This is a genomic window from Exiguobacterium sp. H66 (genome assembly GCF_018618705.1).
Taxonomy (GTDB): domain Bacteria; phylum Bacillota; class Bacilli; order Exiguobacteriales; family Exiguobacteriaceae; genus Exiguobacterium_A; species Exiguobacterium_A oxidotolerans.
Map to the genome: position 1 here is coordinate 1 of NZ_JACSMQ010000009.1, position 17526 is coordinate 17526.

A 17526-nucleotide genomic window follows, 5' to 3' on the forward strand; every position below is an offset into this window, starting at 1 on the left:
AAGGTATCGACCGAGATCGTCAAAAACCACGACGTCATCGGCATCGAGACCTTGCAGGTGAAGAACATGCAGAAGAATCGCAAGTTAAGCAAGTCGATCTCGGAGGTCAGTTGGTCGGAGTTCTTCCTCATGCTCGGATACAAGGCGGAATGGTACGGGAAGACCGTCGTGAAAGTCGGCAAGATCTTCGCCTCTAGTCAACTGTGCTCCCGTTGCGGACATCAACACAAAGACGTGAAACATCTTGGTTTGCGTGAATGGACATGCCCGAGTTGCGGGATCCACCACGACCGTGATGTGAACGCAGGACTGAACGTCAAACAAGAAGCTGAACGCCTCTTAGCTTCTTCAACCGTCGGGACGACGGGGTTAGCCTGATCAATTTTCGACCGTTAGGTCGGATCACTCAGGAATCCTCCACCTCTAAGCGAAGCGTAGGTGGAGGTAGTTCAAGTCGTAATCTAGATGGAGGAACCACTATGAAATACATGCGTTACCTGATTTACTTCGGATTGATTGTCACAATCAATTATTACTTGTCGATGTACGTTACTGTCGATAAAAAGCTGCTCCATTCCTTGCTGGCGTTCGTCATCTTAACCGGTGTTGCTTTCGTCTTGATTACAATCGAATATTTCGTTAATCGAAAAGTACATAAATCCCGCGACTAGTCCGTCGGGGCATGCGAACAGGAGCACAAGCGTCGTCCAAGGTAATCGGACATGCTCGTGCTCCTGTTCTGTCTCAGTCAGGCTTTTCTTTTTTCGTTCAGCTTTTTTGTTTCCTGGTTACTCCAGCGCCACTCTGTCCGGCGACTGATGAACGATGTCAAAAACATCAGGAATGTCATCAAGGGTAACAGGAGCCACCACGATTGTATGAAAAACAACGAGGCAAAGGAATCGATGAAAACAAAGGTATGGGCGACGTAAATCCACATGAACAGTGAACCGACGAATAGAATCGCTTCAGCCGTCGTAATGAAATCAAGTTTCTTCTCTTGCATACTTTACCCTCCAATCAGAAGCGAACCGTCTCCCGGCTCGCTGTTGTTGCGACGTGTTGTTCACTTTCGCTATCCAACAAAATCGTCCGGTTACGCCCTTGCTGCTTAGCGGTATACAACGCTTCGTCAGCGAGGACACTCATCCGCTGAATATGGATGTTCTTGCCGTGGGCGACACCGATCGATGTCGTCACATCGATTGCCGGGAAACCGTCGATTTGAAAGCGTTGCGACGCAATCCGTTGCCGGATCCGGTTTGCGACTTTGGTCGCTTTTTGTGGGGCTAAATCATAAATCAAAATCATGAACTCTTCGCCACCGATCCGCGCCGTGATGTCATGCGGGCGCGTCTCTTCTTTTAAGATGTTCGCGAATTGTTGTAAGACGAGGTCACCATTGCCATGCCCGTATGTATCATTGACGTGCTTGAAGTGGTCGATGTCGAGTGCGAGAATATTATAGATTCGACCTTCTTGTTCAAGTCCTGCTGTCCGAGCGTCCCAAACTCGGCGATTGTAGAGACCGGTCAAATGATCAAGCTCGGCTGACTTTTTATAGATATCGACTTGCCGGTTCAACAGCTGGAAATCGAGTGTCAGCAGACTGGACAGCACACCGACCGTCAAGCCGATCGTCCATGTCGATAACAAGAGGCTAAATGCCGTTTCGTTCCAGCCTAAGTTAATCAGGACGGCGATGGTGATCATCATCAGTGCCCAAACATTCATCGAGATATTTTGGAGAAAAGGACGATTGAGTAGTCTCCGGTGAATCGCAAGCATCCCGATGCTGATGCAAAGGACGGCGACGAAGGCGACGGCAGCTTGTTCCGTCACACCAAATAAAAAGCGGGAACAGGCGATGATCAATGTCGCGATGATGAGGGGGAAACGACTACCGTAAAAGGCGAGTAGAATGAGCGGAATATGACGTAAATCCATGCGGAGCGAATCATTGACAGCGATCCCTTTGAACATCAATAACACGCCGAGCGCTCCTGTCAAAAGGCCGACGATGATTGACTTGACGACATAAGATTCAAAATGGGTGGAATGGATAATTTTCGAAATGATATAAAATCCTGTGAAGGCAATGCAGGCATTCACGAGCAGTTCGACGATGAACATGGTTTTCACATCCTTGCGCATGATACTTTCACATTACCACTTTGACAAAAGTTGTCAATAAAAGAGCGGTTTTGACTAAAGGTGGAGAGAAAACGTAAAAGCAAGTGATGTTACTGTCTACTTTAAGTTTACCTTGATTTGACAATGATGAATAGACTCCCAATACATGAAAGCATCACTTATAATCGAACATATCACCAAAAAAGAAAGAGGGGGAACACGATGGAGAAACCACTTGATTCCGGACCGTTTTTTCATGGTACAAAAGCGAGCTTAGAGATTGGTCAAGTACTGGATGCCGGGAACCAATCAAATTATCAGGATAAGCGTGCCAATCATATTTATTTCACGGCAACTTTGGACGCTGCGAAATGGGGAGCGGAGCTCGCCCGCTCGGACGGGGACGAACATATTTATCTCGTCGAACCGACTGGACCGTATGAAGATGACCCGAACTTGACTGATAAAAAGTTTCCCGGAAATCCGACCCGGTCCTACCGTTCGAAAGCGCCGTTGAAAATCGTGGCAGAGCTTGGCAAGTGGACACGGCATTCGGAAACTGAGATCGAACAGATGCGTCAGGCTATCAATAAACTGAGCGCGGATGGACAGGCTATGATTGATGATTAAGGGATAGGAGGCGTTAAGAACTGAAACTTTTCCACTGACCGCTGCGTAGTGTCAGTAGGGAAGGGGGGAGACAGATGAGTACGACAATCGGTTCATTACTCGCCATATTGATTATGCTCGTCACAATCATTTATGGCGTCGTCTACATACAAAAAAAGAAGCGGAATACGGATCGGGAAGCAACTTACAAAATCGTTTTCACGACGGCGATTCTGCTGCTCGCCTTACCGTTCATCTTAACGATATTTAAGTAACGTGGAGGTAGTGTCTTGGAACAACTCATCATTCTTATCGGTTCATTTTTAATTGCGGGTGGGATGCTCTTTACGATCATCCGGGCCGGGTCAATCGCTTACCGGCGGCAACAAATCTCAAAAGGACTGTTCGTGTTCGCGACCGTCTCATCGTCGATCGGGGCCGTGTTACTCGCGGGACTGCTGCCCTTATTGTTTAGTCTCTGGTTCGAGTGAAGACTAACGAAACGTGTGTCACTGATTTTTTAATCAGCTGACGCACGTTTTTTTTATTTTTTTTCGAACAATTGTCGAAACGGTCCTGTTAATCCTTAAGAGAAAGGAGGCGAACCTCCTTTGCATATCAAAGGAGGAACGAGCGATGCACCCTTATTTACAAGTCGAGCACCGTGTCCTGCGCGACGGACAACAGTTTTCATCGGTTCATGAAAAAATGATTTATTTGATTTTGGCAAGTTATGCCGGGGCGTCCGGGAGTGCCTTTCCGTCGCACCAGACGATTGCGGACACCGTCCCGTGCGGCAAGACGACCGTCAAAGCGTGTCTTGCGTCGTTACTTGAAAAAGGGTTGATTGAAAAGGATGAACGCTTCAATCAACACGGTGGACAAACATCAAATGAATATCATGTCCGACCAGTTCCGGACGCGGTACGACTACCGGGGGAGCAGGAGCCGACTACCGGGGCGGCGCGAGGTGACGACGAAGAACCTGTCTTGAAGAAACAGTCTTTAAAAAAAGAACCACCCTCAACGGCGTCCTCCGTCTTCGCGTTGTTCGAAGCAGAAATTGGCTGCACCTCCCCTTGGATCAAACAGCAACTGGCGCAAGCCGTGACAAAGACGAGTCATGACGTCGTCGTCCATGCAATCGAACAAGCGGCAGCGGCGAATGTCCGCAAGTGGCAATACGTCAAAGCCGTCATCGATCAGTTACATGCGCGCCAAATCACGTCAGGTGAACAAATCAAGCGTCATGAATCGAGACGGGCGGAACGACCGGCACGGACGAAGCGGACGAAGCACCGTTCGTCAGCCGTGTTACCGGCCTGGGTCGAAATGGAGCGGACAGAACAGCGGCTGTTCGAAGAAAAGCAACAAGCGGCACTACAAGCATCAATCCCGGGTGAAGCCGAACTGACGGACTTGCTCGCCCAATTGATTTAAAAAAATAAAGGAGGATACACAGATGACTATCAGCACAGCATGGTTACTCGAACGCGCCGATCGGAAATTATCCGTCAAGGGAATGGACGCGGATGTCGTCACGATCACGCGGAGCGTCATCAAAGAACTCGCACCGCAACAGATTTACGTCGGCGTCGCGCAAAGCTACCGGACGAAACAGGAACAGGATGCGTTGTATGCTGTAGGACGGACACGCCCTGGAAAAATCGTCACCTACGCGCGCGGGGGACAGTCGAATCATAACTTCGGTGTCGCCGTCGATCTCTTTTGTTATTCTTCTGACGGAACACACGCTGAATTTTTAGCACCACCGGACAAACGGTTGTCGCGGATTGTCGCGGCGATGAAGCAGCGACAGATGGAATGGGGCGGGGACTGGACACCATTTCGGGATTATCCGCACTTTCAACTGTTCGACGCCGTCAACGGGAAGAAAAAGCCGCACCTTGCCCCGCTTTATCTAGGACGTGCTCTAGCGAAAGGGAGTCAGGACAAGGAGACGATTCGCTTGATTCAAATGAAGTTAGGTCTTCCGGCGAGCGGCCGGTTTGATGACGGTCTGACGCGTGCCGTCAAAGACTTTCAGCGACAGGTGAAAATCACAGTCGACGGAATCGTTGGCCCTGTGACATGGCGTCATTTGTTTCAGGAGGGACGCGGATGACGGAGCGATATGCAGCAACCTTGCGACTGATCGTCCCCCTCTATTCGATTGTCAATTTGACGCTTCTTGCGAACGGGTATGATCCGTTACCATTTGCAGAGACAGCCGTCGATCTCGCAGTGACGACGCTCGTCGGCATTTTGAGTACACTCGTCGCCTGGTGGAAAAACAATAACGTCACCCGGGCCGCAAAAGAGGCGCAAGCATTGCTTGACGAACTCAAGCGCAGTGTTCCGACGGACTGAATGTGCGATGAAGACTAATACTTTGAAGTCGAGATGCCGATAAAGAGGTGATGAATTGAATCGTTCTCGTTCTTGCGAGAGCGTATAAAGAGAGAGGTCTGACTGGACGTGAAATTTTCCGCATTGCAATGGTTCTTAATGACGGCTTTGTTTTCATTGATGTTTACAAGTATTTGGAGTTACACTGCGTTTTCTAATATCGAGCGGGAGAACGACCGGATTCTTGCAGAAGCGATTCCGATTTCGAATACAGCATCCCAATTGTTTCCTTTACTACTCGATCAAGAATTAACGGTGCGGAGCTTTTACCTGGAACGACGTCAGCAAGACTTCGAACAATTCCAGACGACGCGCGCGAACCTGCAGGCGTCGCTTGAAGCGTTAGAGCAGCTCGACGATCGTGATTCGACGATGCGCCGGATTTTACAGAAGGAGGCAGTGCCGCTCCTGCAACAGACCGATGCCTTTTATCAACGGCAGCTTACGTATATTCAACAAGACAATCTGATCGAAGCCAAGCGGAATCGTTATGACGGCATGGCGTACATCAATCAATTTCGCCCGATCGACATTAAAATCCGGGCTGAAATCGAACAGATTGTCATGTCGGCGACAAACCGGTCAAAAGCGGCCTCCTCCTCTGCGAAATGGGTCATCGTCATCGTGTTAAGTGTCGCCGTCTTGATTTTGTTCGCCTTTTTGCAGACGTTTCGGCTCGAACGCAGTAAACGTGCGTTGATTCGCCGGTCGCTGCACGATAGTTTGACGGGGATCCCGAACCGGCGGGCGTTCGACGAACACCTTGAGCGTGTCTTTGAAGAGGCGCGGCTTTCCGCTTCAGAAGTGACGCTCATCCTGCTCGACGTCGATGCCTTTAAACTCTATAACGATACGTATGGGCACTTACAAGGAGATGCTTGTCTGAAACAGGTCGCGAGTGTCCTGAAGAAACAGGCTGGACCATTCGGACACGTCGCCCGTTACGGCGGTGAGGAATTTGCAGTCGTTCTCTCGGAGCAATCGGCACAAGGAGAGCTCGTCGCCGAGCGGATTCGGACAGGGATTCTCGACTTGAAGTTACCCCATGAACGGTATGCGCCTCTGTGCCAAGTCAGTGTCAGTTTAGGGATGGCGACCGTTCAGCCGGATGATGCGCTAACAGAGATTCATTTAATTGATCGCGCCGATATGGCACTGTATGCGGCAAAAGCAGCGGGGAAAAATCAGCTCGTCCGTCACGATGCGAGTTGAATATGGATCGTAATCGTAAAAGGCAACAGCTTCCGTAGAAGCTGTTGCCTTTTTTGAATAAATTCAATGTAAAATCACACAGTACGAATTGTCGGAGATTAACGGTGCAGAAACCACAAACACGACGTTGATTGGTGTTCCACCCAGTTTAGCATCGAGTTGATGGAGCTGTGAACGGATTTTACGACTTAGCCCATAACGGATCTCGGTACTCAGTTCATCCATGTCTGCATCATGTACGTGTAACAGGAGTTGAAATGGTTCGAGCGAGAAAATAGAAAAATCGCAGTCGATTCGGGGGTCCTCAAATTGCTCATTCAACCCATTTTTAATAAAGTATGCTTCCTGTGCTGAAATCATCCCGTTTCACCTCGCTCTCTTGCGAAAAAACCTGTCCAAACCTGGATAAAAAAATCGGCTTGCCTTATATAGTAGTTATTACCCAGTTTTATCGGAAAATATCAGAAAAGCGACAGAAAATGAAATTTGATGATCAGTCGAAAAATAAAAAACGAAGCGGCGGAAGTCGTGCTCACGCCCTGCTTCGTTAATGTTAATGTTTAGAGGTGTTGTTTACGTAAAAAATCATCGGTCGCTTGCTTGAAAAACGTAAATTGATGAACTTTGAGTTGGCATTTGTTGCCGTAACGGACCTCGAAATAACCTGGATCGACGGGGGAAGGGAAACCGATTCGTTTGAACCATTCCGTGATTGTTTCATGACCATAACGTTGTAAATGTTTCGGTAGCCGAAAATTAAAAAATTGGATATGTTCGCGAATCAGCTCGGAAGATACATCATGATCCGGCTGGATGATGACGGTGACGTGATGCTCATAATCGAACCCCGCGAGTTGGAACCGGTTCGGTCGGTAAATCTTGATGTAATAATAAAAAAAGGCGAGCGTCGCGAAGCTTAAAACGATTAAGATGAGAATATAAGGTGGAGCCGAGATGGAAGAGTCGAAACTCGTCCGAAACAGCGGTTTTTCCGGCGTGATCGATTCGACGTCGGCGACAGCACCACTGTCCACGTTGAACGATTCGCCGCTGGATACGATGGACGAATCCCCTTGATCGCCGCAACGCGCTACGCACGAGGAATCAGTTTTTTTATGTAAGAGTGATAAAGTCGAAGAATATACGGACGGGAGGACGGATTGGGCGAGTAAAACAAGGAAACACGTCAAACTGATGTACAAACAGACTTTTAAACGAAATGACCGGGGCATCGACCTACTCCTCTCTCGAGCTGAACGGGATGAATCTTTAGGAAGAGTATAGCAAAAGAAGTACAGTCTGTTATTTGTTTTTTCAAAATATAGTCATTATTTACAAAAATAATAGGGGGCTTTTTGTGATGGAAGAATTACGAAGAAGTTTTCAAGCAGCGCGGCAGCAGGTCAGTGGACACGGCAAGCGGAACGTCGGTGTCCTAAAAGACGCCTTGCTGAATGTCGCCGACGATACGAGCAGTGACATTTACGGGAACGGAGCGGTCATCAACGACTTCGAACAAAAAATCGCGGCGTTGCTCGGGCATGAATCAGCCGTCTTTTTCCCAAGCGGGACGATGGCGCAGCAAATCGCGTTACGGATTTGGTCCGATGACCGAAACAACCGGCACGTCGCCTACCATCCGCTCTGTCACTTAGAGCTGCATGAACAGGATGGCTTACGGCAGCTTCATCCGATCGAGCCGATCCTCGTCGGTGAACGGGACCAGATGATGACGCTAGACGACATCAAAGCCTTACCGGAAATCGCCTGTTTGTTACTCGAACTGCCGAACCGCGAACTCGGTGGTGTCGCGCCATCATTCAGCGAGTTAGAAGCGATTGTCGCCTACTGCCGGGAGCAGGGAATCCGTCTTCATCTTGACGGTGCCCGTCTGCTGGAACTGTTGCCGTACTATGACAAAACGGCAAGCGACGTCGCAAGCTTGTTCGACAGCGTCTACTTATCATTTTATAAAGGGATCGGCGGGATTGCCGGGGCGATTCTTGCCGGTCCGAAGGTGTTTACGACAGAAGCACGGATTTGGAAACGGCGCTACGGCGGCGACTTGATCAGTCTCTATCCCTATGTCATGTCGTCCGACTATTATTATGAGCAACGCAAGGACCGGATGGGGCACTATTATGAGCAGGCAAAGTACGTCGCCGAGCGGTTGAATGCGATCGATAACATTTTCACGACACCGCGCGTTCCGGTCTCGAACATGTTCCATCTCCACTTTAAGGGTGAAGTGGCAGACGTCGCCGCGCGATTGACGCGAATCCAGGATCAACTTGGACTTGGCCTCGTCGGATACCTCGTCGAACACGACGGATACTGTTCGACGGAAATCAGTTTCGGTGACGCCTTCGACGCCGTCTCAAACGAGGCGTTCGAACAGTTGATCACCCGCTTGACGGCAGAATTTTCAGCTTACCGGGATTGAGAAGGCTGTTTCCCGGGAATGGACGGATGTAGGCGACGGTAGCTGCTGATTTTTTCGGTGATCATTTGTTCCGTCAGTTGTAATTCGGCAAGCTGCGCCCTGACAAGGGTTTGGTGCTGTTCGAGCAGGGCGAGCCGATCAAGCGTCGTATCGTGATCGTCTGAAGAAGCGCGGAACAACGCGACATACTGTCGGATTTGGTCGATCGGCATGTGTGTCGCCCGCAGGCGGAGGACGAACCGGAGCCAGTCGATGTGCTTGTCATCGTACTGCCGGACGCCGCTTGCCGTCCGGTCCGGAAACAGCAGTCCTTCCTTTTCGTAATAACGAATCGTGTGGGCACTCGTATCAGTCAATCGACTGACTTCTGAGATGGAATACATCAACATCACCTTTTCTGCTTGACTTAGAGTTCACTCGAAGGAGTAGACTCTCACTATACCAAAACGAAATGGGGAAAAACAGATGAAGTATACGGTCATTACAGGAGCAAGTTCAGGGATTGGGTTTGAAACGGCGAAAGTTCTCGCTGCAAAAGGAAAATCGCTTGTCCTCGTCGCCCGGCGGAGCGATCAGCTCGAAGCGTTACGGGACGATTTACTGAAGACCTATCCGGAACTTGATATCATCCTTCATTCAGTCGACTTGACGGAGATGGCGAACGTGCATCAGTTGTATGACGACGTCAAGCACCTTGAAATCGAGACGTGGATCAACAACGCCGGATTCGGAGACTTCGACAACGTCAAAGACATCGAAATCGGAAAAATCGAGAAGATGCTTCGTTTGAACATCGAAGCGTTGACGGTCCTGACGAGTCTCTACGTCCGTGACCACCATGACGTCGAAGGGACAACCGTCCTCAACGTCTCGTCAGGCGGCGGCTACCGGATTGTTCCGAATGCGGTCACGTATTGTGCGACGAAGTTCTATGTCAGTGCCTACACGGAAGGCCTCGCGCAGGAATTGCAACAATCCGGTGCGAAGTTGCGGGCAAAAGTTCTTGCACCGGCAGCGACGGAAACCGAATTCGCAGATCGTTCACGCGGGGAGGCTGGATTCGACTACAGCAAAAACGTCCCGCAGTATCATACAGCGGCAGAAATGGCGACGTTCCTCGATCAATTGCTCGAAAGTGACGCAATCGTCGGAATCGTCAATGCGGAAGATTATTCCTTCCAGCTACGCGGACCACTCTTTACGTACGTCGGTGGCGCGAACTCGAACTAAACGCGTAAAAACCAAGCCTTCGCTTTTAATGCGGAGGCTTGGTTTTGCGTTTAATTGTTGAAGCGGGTTCGATTTACACTCACTTTTGACAGTCAGTCAAATGCCTATGCCTTTTCGTGCACTATATTTTCCAGATACCCCATGTTTTCGACTGTCGTAATATCCTTCTTGAAGCGTTGAATCGCATGAGAAAAGGTTTTTTCATTCGTTCCTTTAGGATAACCGGAGCACACGTTTAAGATGCTGTTTAGTTTTTCGCAGTCGCCGCCGATAAAGTAATGTGACATCACTTCCTTATCCGCGGAAGCGATCACGACAAATGTTGCAAAATCTAAAACATCTTCCACATGCTGTTCTTCAATTAATTTATCGGCAGTAAATGCTGTTTTGAATTCATAGCTTTCGAACGATGCAATATGACCACGCAATACATCCAGGATGGATCGCCGATAGATGCAGTAAACGCCACAAATCGTCTCATAAGGCGGTATAAAAGGGTCGTCCATTACATTGACAATTTTTTCGTCGTCTTTATCGATGGGAATGGCCTGAAACCGGTTGACCATCATCTTGTCGATATAATCGATTCCTTTTGGCCTAAGTTCTTTTAGAGTACTTTCATGCAACGGGATGCGCATCCTTTCTTGTGAATCTATCAGTATCTACTGATTGTAATGTCTCAATCTGAAAAAAATCAAAGTGTATTTTCGTCGCTGTAGCGAATTTTTTTTAGATAGAGCTACGCTGCTTTCAAAGCGATGAACGGCTGCAACCATGATGTCTAAATGAACAGCTTAAACGTCATCCCCAAAACGAGGAGCAGTGTTTGACTATGAAGATAAAATGATATTAGACAATACCTCCTAAAAAAGCGTCTTTTTTTCGTTGCTTTCCTCGGGCGAGGCGCAAGCCGTTGCTCCTTGATCCTCACAGACAATGAGCAGGGTCTTGCCTGCCTCTTGCAAGTCGCGTTAAAAACGCAATCTTCCCCGTATAAATTCCTCGTTTTCCACAGAGATTGTCTAGAGTCTGAAAACGCCATTCCTAAAACTAGGAATGGCGTTTTTTTAAAGTTAAATGATTGGAATCGCAAGCGTCGAAAGTAAGCTGACACCTAAGAATAAGGCATAGCTGAAAAACGTCGCTTTTGCGTTTCGATCATGTTTATGTCCGAGAATCGCAAACAACAGAACTGCTAAAAACGTAAGTAGTGATAACGACAACAAGTGGTGTTGATCCGTTGAAGGAACGAGCGATTGAACCAAGTGGGCTAAACCAAGCGGTAAAACAATCAGTAAAAAATAGAAACCAAGCCGTGTTTCTGATGGAACTTCAGTTGCTTCGTCGTTCGGATCGATACGTGTGTACATTTTCATGGATCGTCACCTCCTTCTATTTCAGTATAAAGGAAGGGATGATGAAACCTCGTTACAGTCCCGTAAGAACTACATAACAATTTGACTTCTAGATGACATCTAGATGTCGCGCCGTCTTGAATTTGTAAAAGTCAAAAAACATTTCGACAGGATATGTAAATAAGTGTAAAATGAAGCATCGAGTTACATCTCATCAAGGAGGAAACGACGTGCCTAAAGTGTTTCGCTATTTTTATCTGTCTGATTTATTTGCCGTCGTTGGTGCGAGCATCTCCTATATCGCCATCTACTGGACGAGTGCAGAACGGTTAACGGCGTTTCAGCTTGCCCTGTTGATTGGCGCCGTCTTTTTGACGCGGTTCGTCGTCGCGACCTTTAGTGGTCCGTGGATTGATCGTGTCGACCCGGTCCGCTTACTCAAGGGGACGGTTGCTGGCCGAACCGGATTATTAGTTTTGACGGCGGGCGGTTTGTTCCTGTTTTCCGGCTCGACCGGACTGCTGGTTGCATTATTGATTGCTCAGACGGTTTTACAGACGATTGGCGGCAATACGGCATTCAAAGTCGTGACCCGACTCGTCGAAGCAGACCGGTTACCGGTCGCAAATGCCTACTTGAGTACACTCGACCGGATCGGTACATTAAGCGGACTCTTAATTGGCGGCGTGCTGATTGCGAGCTTTTCCATCGAGACGATTTTACTGATGGAAGCCGTCCTGCATGGCGCAGCGTGGCTGTTGCTCCTGTCGATCAAGCCTGCTGCACCCGGGGGAGAAGGAAAGCAGAACCGGTACATCGACGCCTTGACGGAAGGACTGACGTACTTAAAACAAGACCGGCAACTGATGCAAATCTTAGGATTCGCCGTCATCGCCAACTGGATGATTACACCCGCGAATACGTTACTCGCGCCGTTCGCGAAAGACGTCGTCGCTGGGGGAGCAAAAACCTTTTCGGTACTGGAGCTCGCCCTCGTCATCGGTGGCATTCTCATGTCGCTGCTCTATGCCCGGTTCGCGAAACAAGTCGCCCACAGTCGACTGTTCCGGCTGTCCGTGTTGTTACAAGGCCTCATTATCATCATCCTCAGTTTGACGGATACCGTGTCGCTCGCTTTCATCGCGCTCTTTTTACTGGGTGCTGCCCTCAGTCTATTCGGGATTCCGTTTTCGACGCTGCTCCAGCAAACGACGCCGGATTTACTGCTCGGACGGGTCCGCTCGGCGATGGTCGCCGTCTCGACGCTCTGTTCTGCCGTCTGTTATATCTTGTCCGGTTATATGACGACCTTCCTGTCAATCGAACACGTTTTTCTGCTTTTCGGCGGTTCAGGACTGGTCGGTGCCGTATCCTTGATGCTGCTTACGTCACGTCACGCAGCTAGTAATATCAGTCAGGACAAGGCAGGATAAGGAAATCGGTCTTAAGGTGGAGGGCAACCGCTTTCTTTCGCAATATACTTGATAAAAGAAGAACAAAAGGGGATAGCGACGATGGATGGTCTGATGATGATCGCATTGTTATTTTTAATTCCGATTAGTGGGATGACGGTGTTGTTGAATCTGTTATGGCGACGAATTGAAGTAGAATAATATGAAGAAATGAACGGACTGCCGTAAGCCGGCAGTCTGTTTTTATGCGAAATTTTAGGGGGAGAATCATGAAGAAAATCATCATCATCGGTTCCGGCGGTTCGGGGAAATCGACGTTCGGACGTCAATTGCATGAACAAACCGGGATTAAGGTGTCACATCTCGATGCCTTGTTCTGGAAACCGAATTGGGTTGCCATCCCGCGGGACGAGCAAATAGAGGTGCAACAGCAGTTGATGGAACAACCGGAATGGATCCTTGACGGAAACTACGGAGGAACACTCGGGATGCGGCTTGACGCCGCCGATACGGTCATCTTTCTCGACATGCCACGGACCGTTTGTGCGTACCGGGTCATCAAACGTAATCTGAAGTACCGCAACCGGACACGACCGGACATGGGGGAAGGCTGCATCGAACAATTCAGCTGGCAGTTCCTGAAGTGGGTGTGGCAGTATCCGAAAGCGCGGCGACCCGGTGTGTTACGCCAGCTCGACGAAGTGCGACATGAGAAAAACGTCGTCATTTTGTCATCGAAGCGTGACGTACAGACGTTTTTAGATCAGCTTTGATGCAATTTGTTTTGCGTTAGTCAGTTTTTCATAATCACTTTTGAGCATGGACATAATCAGTTCGTCAAAATAAACCCCATTATAATTTATCGATTCACGGAGTACACCTTCTGTTACAAACCCTGCTTTTTTATAAGCTGCTATTCCATTTGCATTATGACTGTATACTTCAAGTTGAAGTCGATTCAATCGTAGTTTGTTAAATACGAAGTGCAACGTTAATTGTAAAGCTTCCGAACCATAACCTTTTCCTGTTAATTTCAATGAGCACATGGAAATTCGAAATCCTGCTCGCTTATTTTCTTGATCTATCTCAAAAACCGACAATTCTCCTATCATTTTATTGTTACTGTTGAGACAGATTGCAAAATCATATCGTGTTGAATCGCTGTTTATAATTTTTATGTGCTGTTGAATTTGCTCTAATGTAAAGATTGCTTTAGTTGCCGTCACATATCGGATTTCGTCGTCTTGAGATGCTGCTAACAGTAGAGGTGCGTCTTTTATTGTTAATGGACGTAAGTGAATGCGTTCCTGCTGTAGTTGCATGTTAAATCCTCCTATGGTCAGTTTTTTTATTAACACACATGCAAAATAAAAATAAAGAAGCTTAACGTTTATCGACGACTACCTTGCCATCCTGATCTAAAAGAGGCGTCATTCCGCTCATGCCGAGACCGCTCGTCATTACATAATTTACGCCTGTCTGCGTATCGACGACGATTTTGATGATCCCTCCACTGAGGTGTTGTTTTGATTTCAATACAAACCGTTTATCACGCATTCTGTACTCATCTCCTTCTTATTTTTAGCTGTGTAACCAGAAACAAACAGCTAGAATTAATTTCTTCAGCGGACATACCGCTATTACTATTAAGATAACTGAATTTGAAAGAGAAAAGACCGTTTTGACTGCAAACATCACAGTCGAAATGGTCTTTTTTCAGTCAATTCCTCGATTAGTTTACTCCGACGGCTTCCGCCTCAAACGCAAGCACCGGTCCGAATACTTCGTAATGCAGTTGCTCCGTCGCTCCTTGCCAGTTCGACGCGACGAACCGAATCATCGCTTCCGGTCCGCAGACGAAGGCGATCGCAGACTTGTCGACGTTTTGAATGACTTCTTCCGTCAATCGACCGGAAGTCGTCCCTGTTTGCGGATGCCGTTCCGCATAACGGATGACGGTTGCACCGGCTGTTTCCAGGCTTGCGAGGTGCGTCGAAAAGGCGCGGTCGCGGTCATCTTGAATCGCGACGTGGAGCGTGACGGACCGACTTGCCGCAAGTGCTGCATCGGCAATCGCGAGCAATGGTGTCAGACCGATCCCGCCAGCGAACAGGACGACGGGTGCTTGACCAGCCGGTAACGCAAAATTGCCAGCAGGAGCACTGAGCAGGACCGTATCACCGACGTGCGTTGCATCATGCAGTTGTTTTGAGACGCTTCCGTCGCGTTTAACGGCAATCATGTAAAACGCATCACCTGGACGGCTGATTAAGCTGTACTGCCGGTTTTGCCACAGTCCTGCCGGCGTTTTGATCCGGAGCGTCACGAATTGTCCCGGTGTAAAGGCCGGTAACGTCAAGGCATGTGTTGGCTGCAAGGTAAACGATTTGATGTCCGACGCTTCCTGCGTGATTGCCGTCACCGTGAAGGTCTGATATCCCATGAAACCTTTTGCCTGTTCGTCTTGCGCATAAAGTTCGGCTTCAAGCGTTATGAACAAATCAGCGATTTCCTGATAGGCGAGTCCCCACGCGTCGATGATTGCTGGAGTTGCTGCGTCGCCTAAAACTTCTTCAATCGCGCGCAACAGTTCTGTCCCGACGATTGGATACATCTCCGGTTTGATTTGCAGGCTCCGGTGTTTATGTAGGACGGGCAGGAGTGTTGGTTTTAAGACGTCGAGTTGATCGATGTTCGCAGCTGCCGCATAGACGGCATGGGCAAGTGCTTGCGATTGGCGGTTTGTTTTTTGATTCGTCTGATTAAAGATGTGCGTCATCTCCGGGTGCCGCTCAAACAGACGTTGATAAAAGACACGGGTGATCGCTGGTCCGTGTTCTGCAAGAACAGGGACAGTTGACTTGATGAGTTGAATCGTTGTCGCGTTTAACATATGACCACTTCCTTTTCAGTTCGTTCTCCCACAGTATTGGAGCTTTCGTCCGTAAATACAACATATAAAATACTAGATTAAAAAAGAAAGTGAATTTTGTCACAAACGTGCCATCGATTCGTCAAGAAACGGACAAAAACCGCTGACTAGAGTCAGCGGTCAAGTCGGAATCCAAAGTTTTGAGAAATCAAGGTAACCGAACGAATCGATGACCAGGTTCTGCAGCTCGATCGGATAAGGAATCAGCCGCGTGTCGTCAAACAGCGGGATGAAATAGGAGGCGTCGATGACGTAGCGCTCGAACGACTGGTGGAGCGGCATCCAGTCTTCAAACGGTGTATCGTCATATAGTTGGATACGCCGTTCCATCTCCGGCATCTGTCGGAACAGCTTGGCCGGCGGAGAATATTCATTTGTTAAGAACTGATGGAACGCGACCGTCAAGTTACGCTCGAACACCTCTGCGTGGAGGACGAGATCGATGTCAGCAAAAGCATGCAGATTGGTGATACTTTCTTTGAATCCGACCGGAACGAATTCATAAGGAATGTGCTGGCGGTCGAACATCTCACATAACCAGTACGTCACGTTTTCCGTGAAGTCCGTCAGTTTGATCCGGATCGGCCGGTCGAACGTGACAGGTGGTCCATCGGGAACGACGTATTCATGGCTATACTCGCCGAGAAAGCCGCGCCCGTTCGGTTGACTGCGTTCATTGCACTGGCTGATGAATGGGCGGACGGAGACAATCAGGCGGTGGATGTAGTGCCGCGCCTCCACGCTTTCGAAGACGCCGCCCGGACGGGGATTCAAGAAAATCAGTCCGAATCCCGATTGGGTGGAGATTGTCCCGGTTTCGCCCGTTTCCGATAATGACGTCCGGTAGACCGGGTCATAAGCGTCCGGCATCTGGATGAACTCGATCCGGTCGAGCAACGCCCGGACGCCGTAAAAATTCGCGAACGCCTGTAAAACAGTTTTTTTACCATCCTGTTGGGTCAGCTGAAACGGACCGGTCCCGATCCCTTCTTTATGAATGCTCGTGTGAAGTGTCGCAAGCTTCGGTAAAATCGAGTTCCGTTGCTGATCAAGGATCAGGTCGACCCGGTACGGTCCGTTCGATTTAATCTGTTCGACGTGGCGATACGACCAGGCGTACGCAGGAAAGGCGATCAGTTCCCGTAAACTTTTTGTGACATCTTTACTCGTCATCAGTGAACCGTCGTGGAAGCGGACGTCTTTTCGTAAATAAAGCGACAAGGTGTTGCCTTGCCAAGCATAGTGATGGGCAAGTTCCCCTTTAAGCAGACCGTCTTCATCAATCCAAAACAAGCGGTTAAAGACATTTTGGACGAGGTGGGCACTATGGATATCGGCTGCTTCGAGCGGATGAGCCGTCAAGAAGGGCCGTTTCCGCGGAATGAGCAAGGCATCGGATGCCGTTTGGACATAACCAAATTTTTGTTCGAGCCGCCGCATGAACCGCCCGGTCTGAGCAGGGGACCAGTCCCAACTGAGCTGTTCCTTCACGGCGTCAATCGATTCCCGGTCGATCCGCTCGAGCAGCTGACGGGCCAGTTCGCGCTCGACGTGCCGCAACCAGACGAGCTCCGACAAATGTCCCCGCCCTTGACCACTCGTATAATCAAGCCAACCGTCGTCTTGCCAGCGCTTCAAATAACGTTTGAATTGTTTCGGACTCAAATGAACCGTATCGGCCAGTTGCTGGATCGTATAGTGTCCGTCGCGACAGGTTTTCCATAACGTAAAGAGATACGTTTCCATCAGCTGCTCCTTCCTAAAAGGGGACATCGATTAACGACGATGTCC

24 protein-coding genes are annotated in these 17526 nt (G+C 48.9%); 13 read left to right on the forward strand and 11 right to left on the reverse strand.

The annotated features are described in order from the left end of the window. Together KNP88_RS13215 and KNP88_RS13220 are read left to right on the forward strand one after the other, a co-directional pair. Positions 1-378: RNA-guided endonuclease TnpB family protein (locus KNP88_RS13215; RefSeq protein ID WP_214894152.1), on the forward strand; the 378-nt coding region annotated here is incomplete at its 5' end. 101 nt (positions 379-479) lie between these two features. Next, positions 480-671 (forward strand): hypothetical protein, encoded by a 192-nt coding sequence (locus KNP88_RS13220; protein WP_214894154.1) that lies wholly within the window; start codon positions 480-482, stop codon positions 669-671. Between the two features lie 77 nt (positions 672-748). Here the strand turns inward: KNP88_RS13220 and KNP88_RS13225 are convergent, their stop codons facing one another. Beyond that, on the reverse strand, positions 749-1006 hold the full coding sequence (locus KNP88_RS13225; protein WP_214894155.1) for a hypothetical protein: 258 nt from the start codon (positions 1004-1006) through the stop codon (positions 749-751). A 14-nt stretch (positions 1007-1020) separates the two neighbouring features. Beyond that, positions 1021-2133, reverse strand: a complete 1113-nt coding sequence (locus tag KNP88_RS13230; RefSeq protein ID WP_214894156.1) for a GGDEF domain-containing protein — start codon at positions 2131-2133, stop codon at positions 1021-1023. Between the two features lie 222 nt (positions 2134-2355). Between KNP88_RS13230 and arr the strand changes: the two genes are divergently transcribed. The 7 genes from arr (at position 2356) to KNP88_RS13265 (ending at position 6363) form a co-directional block, all read left to right on the forward strand. Next, the gene (arr, locus tag KNP88_RS13235) at positions 2356-2763 is read left to right on the forward strand and encodes an NAD(+)--rifampin ADP-ribosyltransferase (protein WP_214894157.1); all 408 of its coding nucleotides are present in this window, start codon (positions 2356-2358) and stop codon (positions 2761-2763) included. A 74-nt stretch (positions 2764-2837) separates the two neighbouring features. Continuing rightward, entirely contained in the window at positions 2838-3017 is a 180-nt protein-coding gene (locus tag KNP88_RS13240) for a hypothetical protein (protein ID WP_214801429.1), read from the forward strand. A gap of 15 nt (positions 3018-3032) precedes the next feature. Beyond that, positions 3033-3233: a hypothetical protein gene (locus KNP88_RS13245; RefSeq protein ID WP_088836965.1), complete on the forward strand. Its 201-nt coding sequence runs from the start codon at positions 3033-3035 to the stop codon at positions 3231-3233. A gap of 145 nt (positions 3234-3378) precedes the next feature. Next, positions 3379-4182 carry a helix-turn-helix domain-containing protein gene (locus tag KNP88_RS13250; RefSeq protein ID WP_214894158.1) on the forward strand — a complete coding sequence of 268 codons (804 nt, stop codon included), beginning with the start codon at positions 3379-3381 and terminating at the stop codon, positions 4180-4182. 22 nt (positions 4183-4204) lie between these two features. Then, positions 4205-4867, forward strand: coding sequence for a M15 family metallopeptidase (locus tag KNP88_RS13255; protein WP_214894159.1), 663 nt, complete (start codon positions 4205-4207; stop codon positions 4865-4867). Further along, positions 4864-5112 (forward strand): phage holin, encoded by a 249-nt coding sequence (locus KNP88_RS13260; protein WP_214894161.1) that lies wholly within the window; start codon positions 4864-4866, stop codon positions 5110-5112. The genes KNP88_RS13255 and KNP88_RS13260 overlap by 4 nt, the downstream gene beginning before the upstream one ends. A gap of 108 nt (positions 5113-5220) precedes the next feature. After that, positions 5221-6363, forward strand: coding sequence for a GGDEF domain-containing protein (locus tag KNP88_RS13265; RefSeq protein ID WP_214894163.1), 1143 nt, complete (start codon positions 5221-5223; stop codon positions 6361-6363). Positions 6364-6426: 63 nt separating this feature from the next. Here KNP88_RS13265 and KNP88_RS13270 read toward each other — a convergent pair whose 3' ends face one another. Next, on the reverse strand, positions 6427-6723 hold the full coding sequence (locus tag KNP88_RS13270) for a hypothetical protein (RefSeq protein ID WP_088836969.1): 297 nt from the start codon (positions 6721-6723) through the stop codon (positions 6427-6429). A gap of 200 nt (positions 6724-6923) precedes the next feature. After that, on the reverse strand, positions 6924-7595 hold the full coding sequence (locus KNP88_RS13275; RefSeq protein ID WP_214894165.1) for a hypothetical protein: 672 nt from the start codon (positions 7593-7595) through the stop codon (positions 6924-6926). 125 nt (positions 7596-7720) lie between these two features. Here KNP88_RS13275 and KNP88_RS13280 point away from each other — a divergent pair, with 125 nt between their 5' ends. Then, positions 7721-8806, forward strand: coding sequence for a threonine aldolase family protein (locus tag KNP88_RS13280; protein WP_353048792.1), 1086 nt, complete (start codon positions 7721-7723; stop codon positions 8804-8806). Here the strand turns inward: KNP88_RS13280 and KNP88_RS13285 are convergent. Next, entirely contained in the window at positions 8794-9189 is a 396-nt protein-coding gene (locus KNP88_RS13285) for a MerR family transcriptional regulator (protein WP_214894169.1), read from the reverse strand. The genes KNP88_RS13280 and KNP88_RS13285 overlap by 13 nt on opposite strands. Before the next feature lie 82 nt (positions 9190-9271). Here KNP88_RS13285 and KNP88_RS13290 point away from each other — a divergent pair, with 82 nt between their 5' ends. Continuing rightward, on the forward strand, positions 9272-10036 hold the full coding sequence (locus KNP88_RS13290) for an SDR family NAD(P)-dependent oxidoreductase (protein ID WP_214894171.1): 765 nt from the start codon (positions 9272-9274) through the stop codon (positions 10034-10036). A 104-nt stretch (positions 10037-10140) separates the two neighbouring features. Here KNP88_RS13290 and KNP88_RS13295 read toward each other — a convergent pair whose 3' ends face one another. Beyond that, positions 10141-10662: a hypothetical protein gene (locus KNP88_RS13295; protein WP_214894173.1), complete on the reverse strand. Its 522-nt coding sequence runs from the start codon at positions 10660-10662 to the stop codon at positions 10141-10143. Positions 10663-11109: 447 nt separating this feature from the next. Then, entirely contained in the window at positions 11110-11412 is a 303-nt protein-coding gene (locus tag KNP88_RS13300; RefSeq protein WP_088836975.1) for a hypothetical protein, read from the reverse strand. Positions 11413-11621: 209 nt separating this feature from the next. On the opposite strand from KNP88_RS13300, the gene KNP88_RS13305 reads away from it, so the two are divergent. Both KNP88_RS13305 and KNP88_RS13310 read left to right on the forward strand, forming a co-directional pair. Next, entirely contained in the window at positions 11622-12824 is a 1203-nt protein-coding gene (locus KNP88_RS13305) for an MFS transporter (RefSeq protein WP_214894175.1), read from the forward strand. Positions 12825-13072: 248 nt separating this feature from the next. Then, positions 13073-13576, forward strand: a complete 504-nt coding sequence (locus KNP88_RS13310) for a DNA topology modulation protein (protein WP_214894177.1) — start codon at positions 13073-13075, stop codon at positions 13574-13576. Here KNP88_RS13310 and KNP88_RS13315 read toward each other — a convergent pair. From KNP88_RS13315 to KNP88_RS13330, 4 genes are all read right to left on the reverse strand, one after another. Next, positions 13562-14125: a GNAT family N-acetyltransferase gene (locus KNP88_RS13315; RefSeq protein WP_214894179.1), complete on the reverse strand. Its 564-nt coding sequence runs from the start codon at positions 14123-14125 to the stop codon at positions 13562-13564. The genes KNP88_RS13310 and KNP88_RS13315 overlap by 15 nt on opposite strands. A gap of 61 nt (positions 14126-14186) precedes the next feature. Next, positions 14187-14360, reverse strand: coding sequence for a DUF6440 family protein (locus KNP88_RS13320; protein WP_201302327.1), 174 nt, complete (start codon positions 14358-14360; stop codon positions 14187-14189). 175 nt (positions 14361-14535) lie between these two features. Continuing rightward, positions 14536-15696, reverse strand: coding sequence for a globin domain-containing protein (locus KNP88_RS13325; RefSeq protein WP_214894181.1), 1161 nt, complete (start codon positions 15694-15696; stop codon positions 14536-14538). A gap of 159 nt (positions 15697-15855) precedes the next feature. Continuing rightward, positions 15856-17481 carry an ABC transporter substrate-binding protein gene (locus KNP88_RS13330; RefSeq protein ID WP_214894183.1) on the reverse strand — a complete coding sequence of 542 codons (1626 nt, stop codon included), beginning with the start codon at positions 17479-17481 and terminating at the stop codon, positions 15856-15858. Positions 17482-17526 lie beyond the last annotated feature (45 nt).

Excerpts from the sequence above, each read along its gene's own strand:
- KNP88_RS13240 (WP_214801429.1), top strand. The coding sequence starts at position 2,838 with ATGAGTACGACAATCGGTTCATTACTCGCCATATTGATTATGCTCGTC.
- KNP88_RS13225 (WP_214894155.1), bottom strand. The coding sequence starts at position 1,006 with ATGCAAGAGAAGAAACTTGATTTCATTACGACGGCTGAAGCGATTCTA.
- KNP88_RS13320 (WP_201302327.1), bottom strand. The coding sequence starts at position 14,360 with ATGCGTGATAAACGGTTTGTATTGAAATCAAAACAACACCTCAGTGGA.
- KNP88_RS13270 (WP_088836969.1), bottom strand. The coding sequence starts at position 6,723 with ATGATTTCAGCACAGGAAGCATACTTTATTAAAAATGGGTTGAATGAG.
- KNP88_RS13285 (WP_214894169.1), bottom strand. The coding sequence starts at position 9,189 with ATGTATTCCATCTCAGAAGTCAGTCGATTGACTGATACGAGTGCCCAC.
- KNP88_RS13310 (WP_214894177.1), top strand. The coding sequence starts at position 13,073 with ATGAAGAAAATCATCATCATCGGTTCCGGCGGTTCGGGGAAATCGACG.
- KNP88_RS13260 (WP_214894161.1), top strand. The coding sequence starts at position 4,864 with ATGACGGAGCGATATGCAGCAACCTTGCGACTGATCGTCCCCCTCTAT.
- KNP88_RS13315 (WP_214894179.1), bottom strand. The coding sequence starts at position 14,125 with ATGCAACTACAGCAGGAACGCATTCACTTACGTCCATTAACAATAAAA.
- KNP88_RS13330 (WP_214894183.1), bottom strand. The coding sequence starts at position 17,481 with ATGGAAACGTATCTCTTTACGTTATGGAAAACCTGTCGCGACGGACAC.
- KNP88_RS13230 (WP_214894156.1), bottom strand. The coding sequence starts at position 2,133 with ATGTTCATCGTCGAACTGCTCGTGAATGCCTGCATTGCCTTCACAGGA.
- KNP88_RS13290 (WP_214894171.1), top strand. The coding sequence starts at position 9,272 with ATGAAGTATACGGTCATTACAGGAGCAAGTTCAGGGATTGGGTTTGAA.
- KNP88_RS13250 (WP_214894158.1), top strand. The coding sequence starts at position 3,379 with ATGCACCCTTATTTACAAGTCGAGCACCGTGTCCTGCGCGACGGACAA.
- KNP88_RS13255 (WP_214894159.1), top strand. The coding sequence starts at position 4,205 with ATGACTATCAGCACAGCATGGTTACTCGAACGCGCCGATCGGAAATTA.
- KNP88_RS13275 (WP_214894165.1), bottom strand. The coding sequence starts at position 7,595 with ATGCCCCGGTCATTTCGTTTAAAAGTCTGTTTGTACATCAGTTTGACG.
- arr (WP_214894157.1), top strand. The coding sequence starts at position 2,356 with ATGGAGAAACCACTTGATTCCGGACCGTTTTTTCATGGTACAAAAGCG.
- KNP88_RS13300 (WP_088836975.1), bottom strand. The coding sequence starts at position 11,412 with ATGAAAATGTACACACGTATCGATCCGAACGACGAAGCAACTGAAGTT.
- KNP88_RS13325 (WP_214894181.1), bottom strand. The coding sequence starts at position 15,696 with ATGTTAAACGCGACAACGATTCAACTCATCAAGTCAACTGTCCCTGTT.
- KNP88_RS13220 (WP_214894154.1), top strand. The coding sequence starts at position 480 with ATGAAATACATGCGTTACCTGATTTACTTCGGATTGATTGTCACAATC.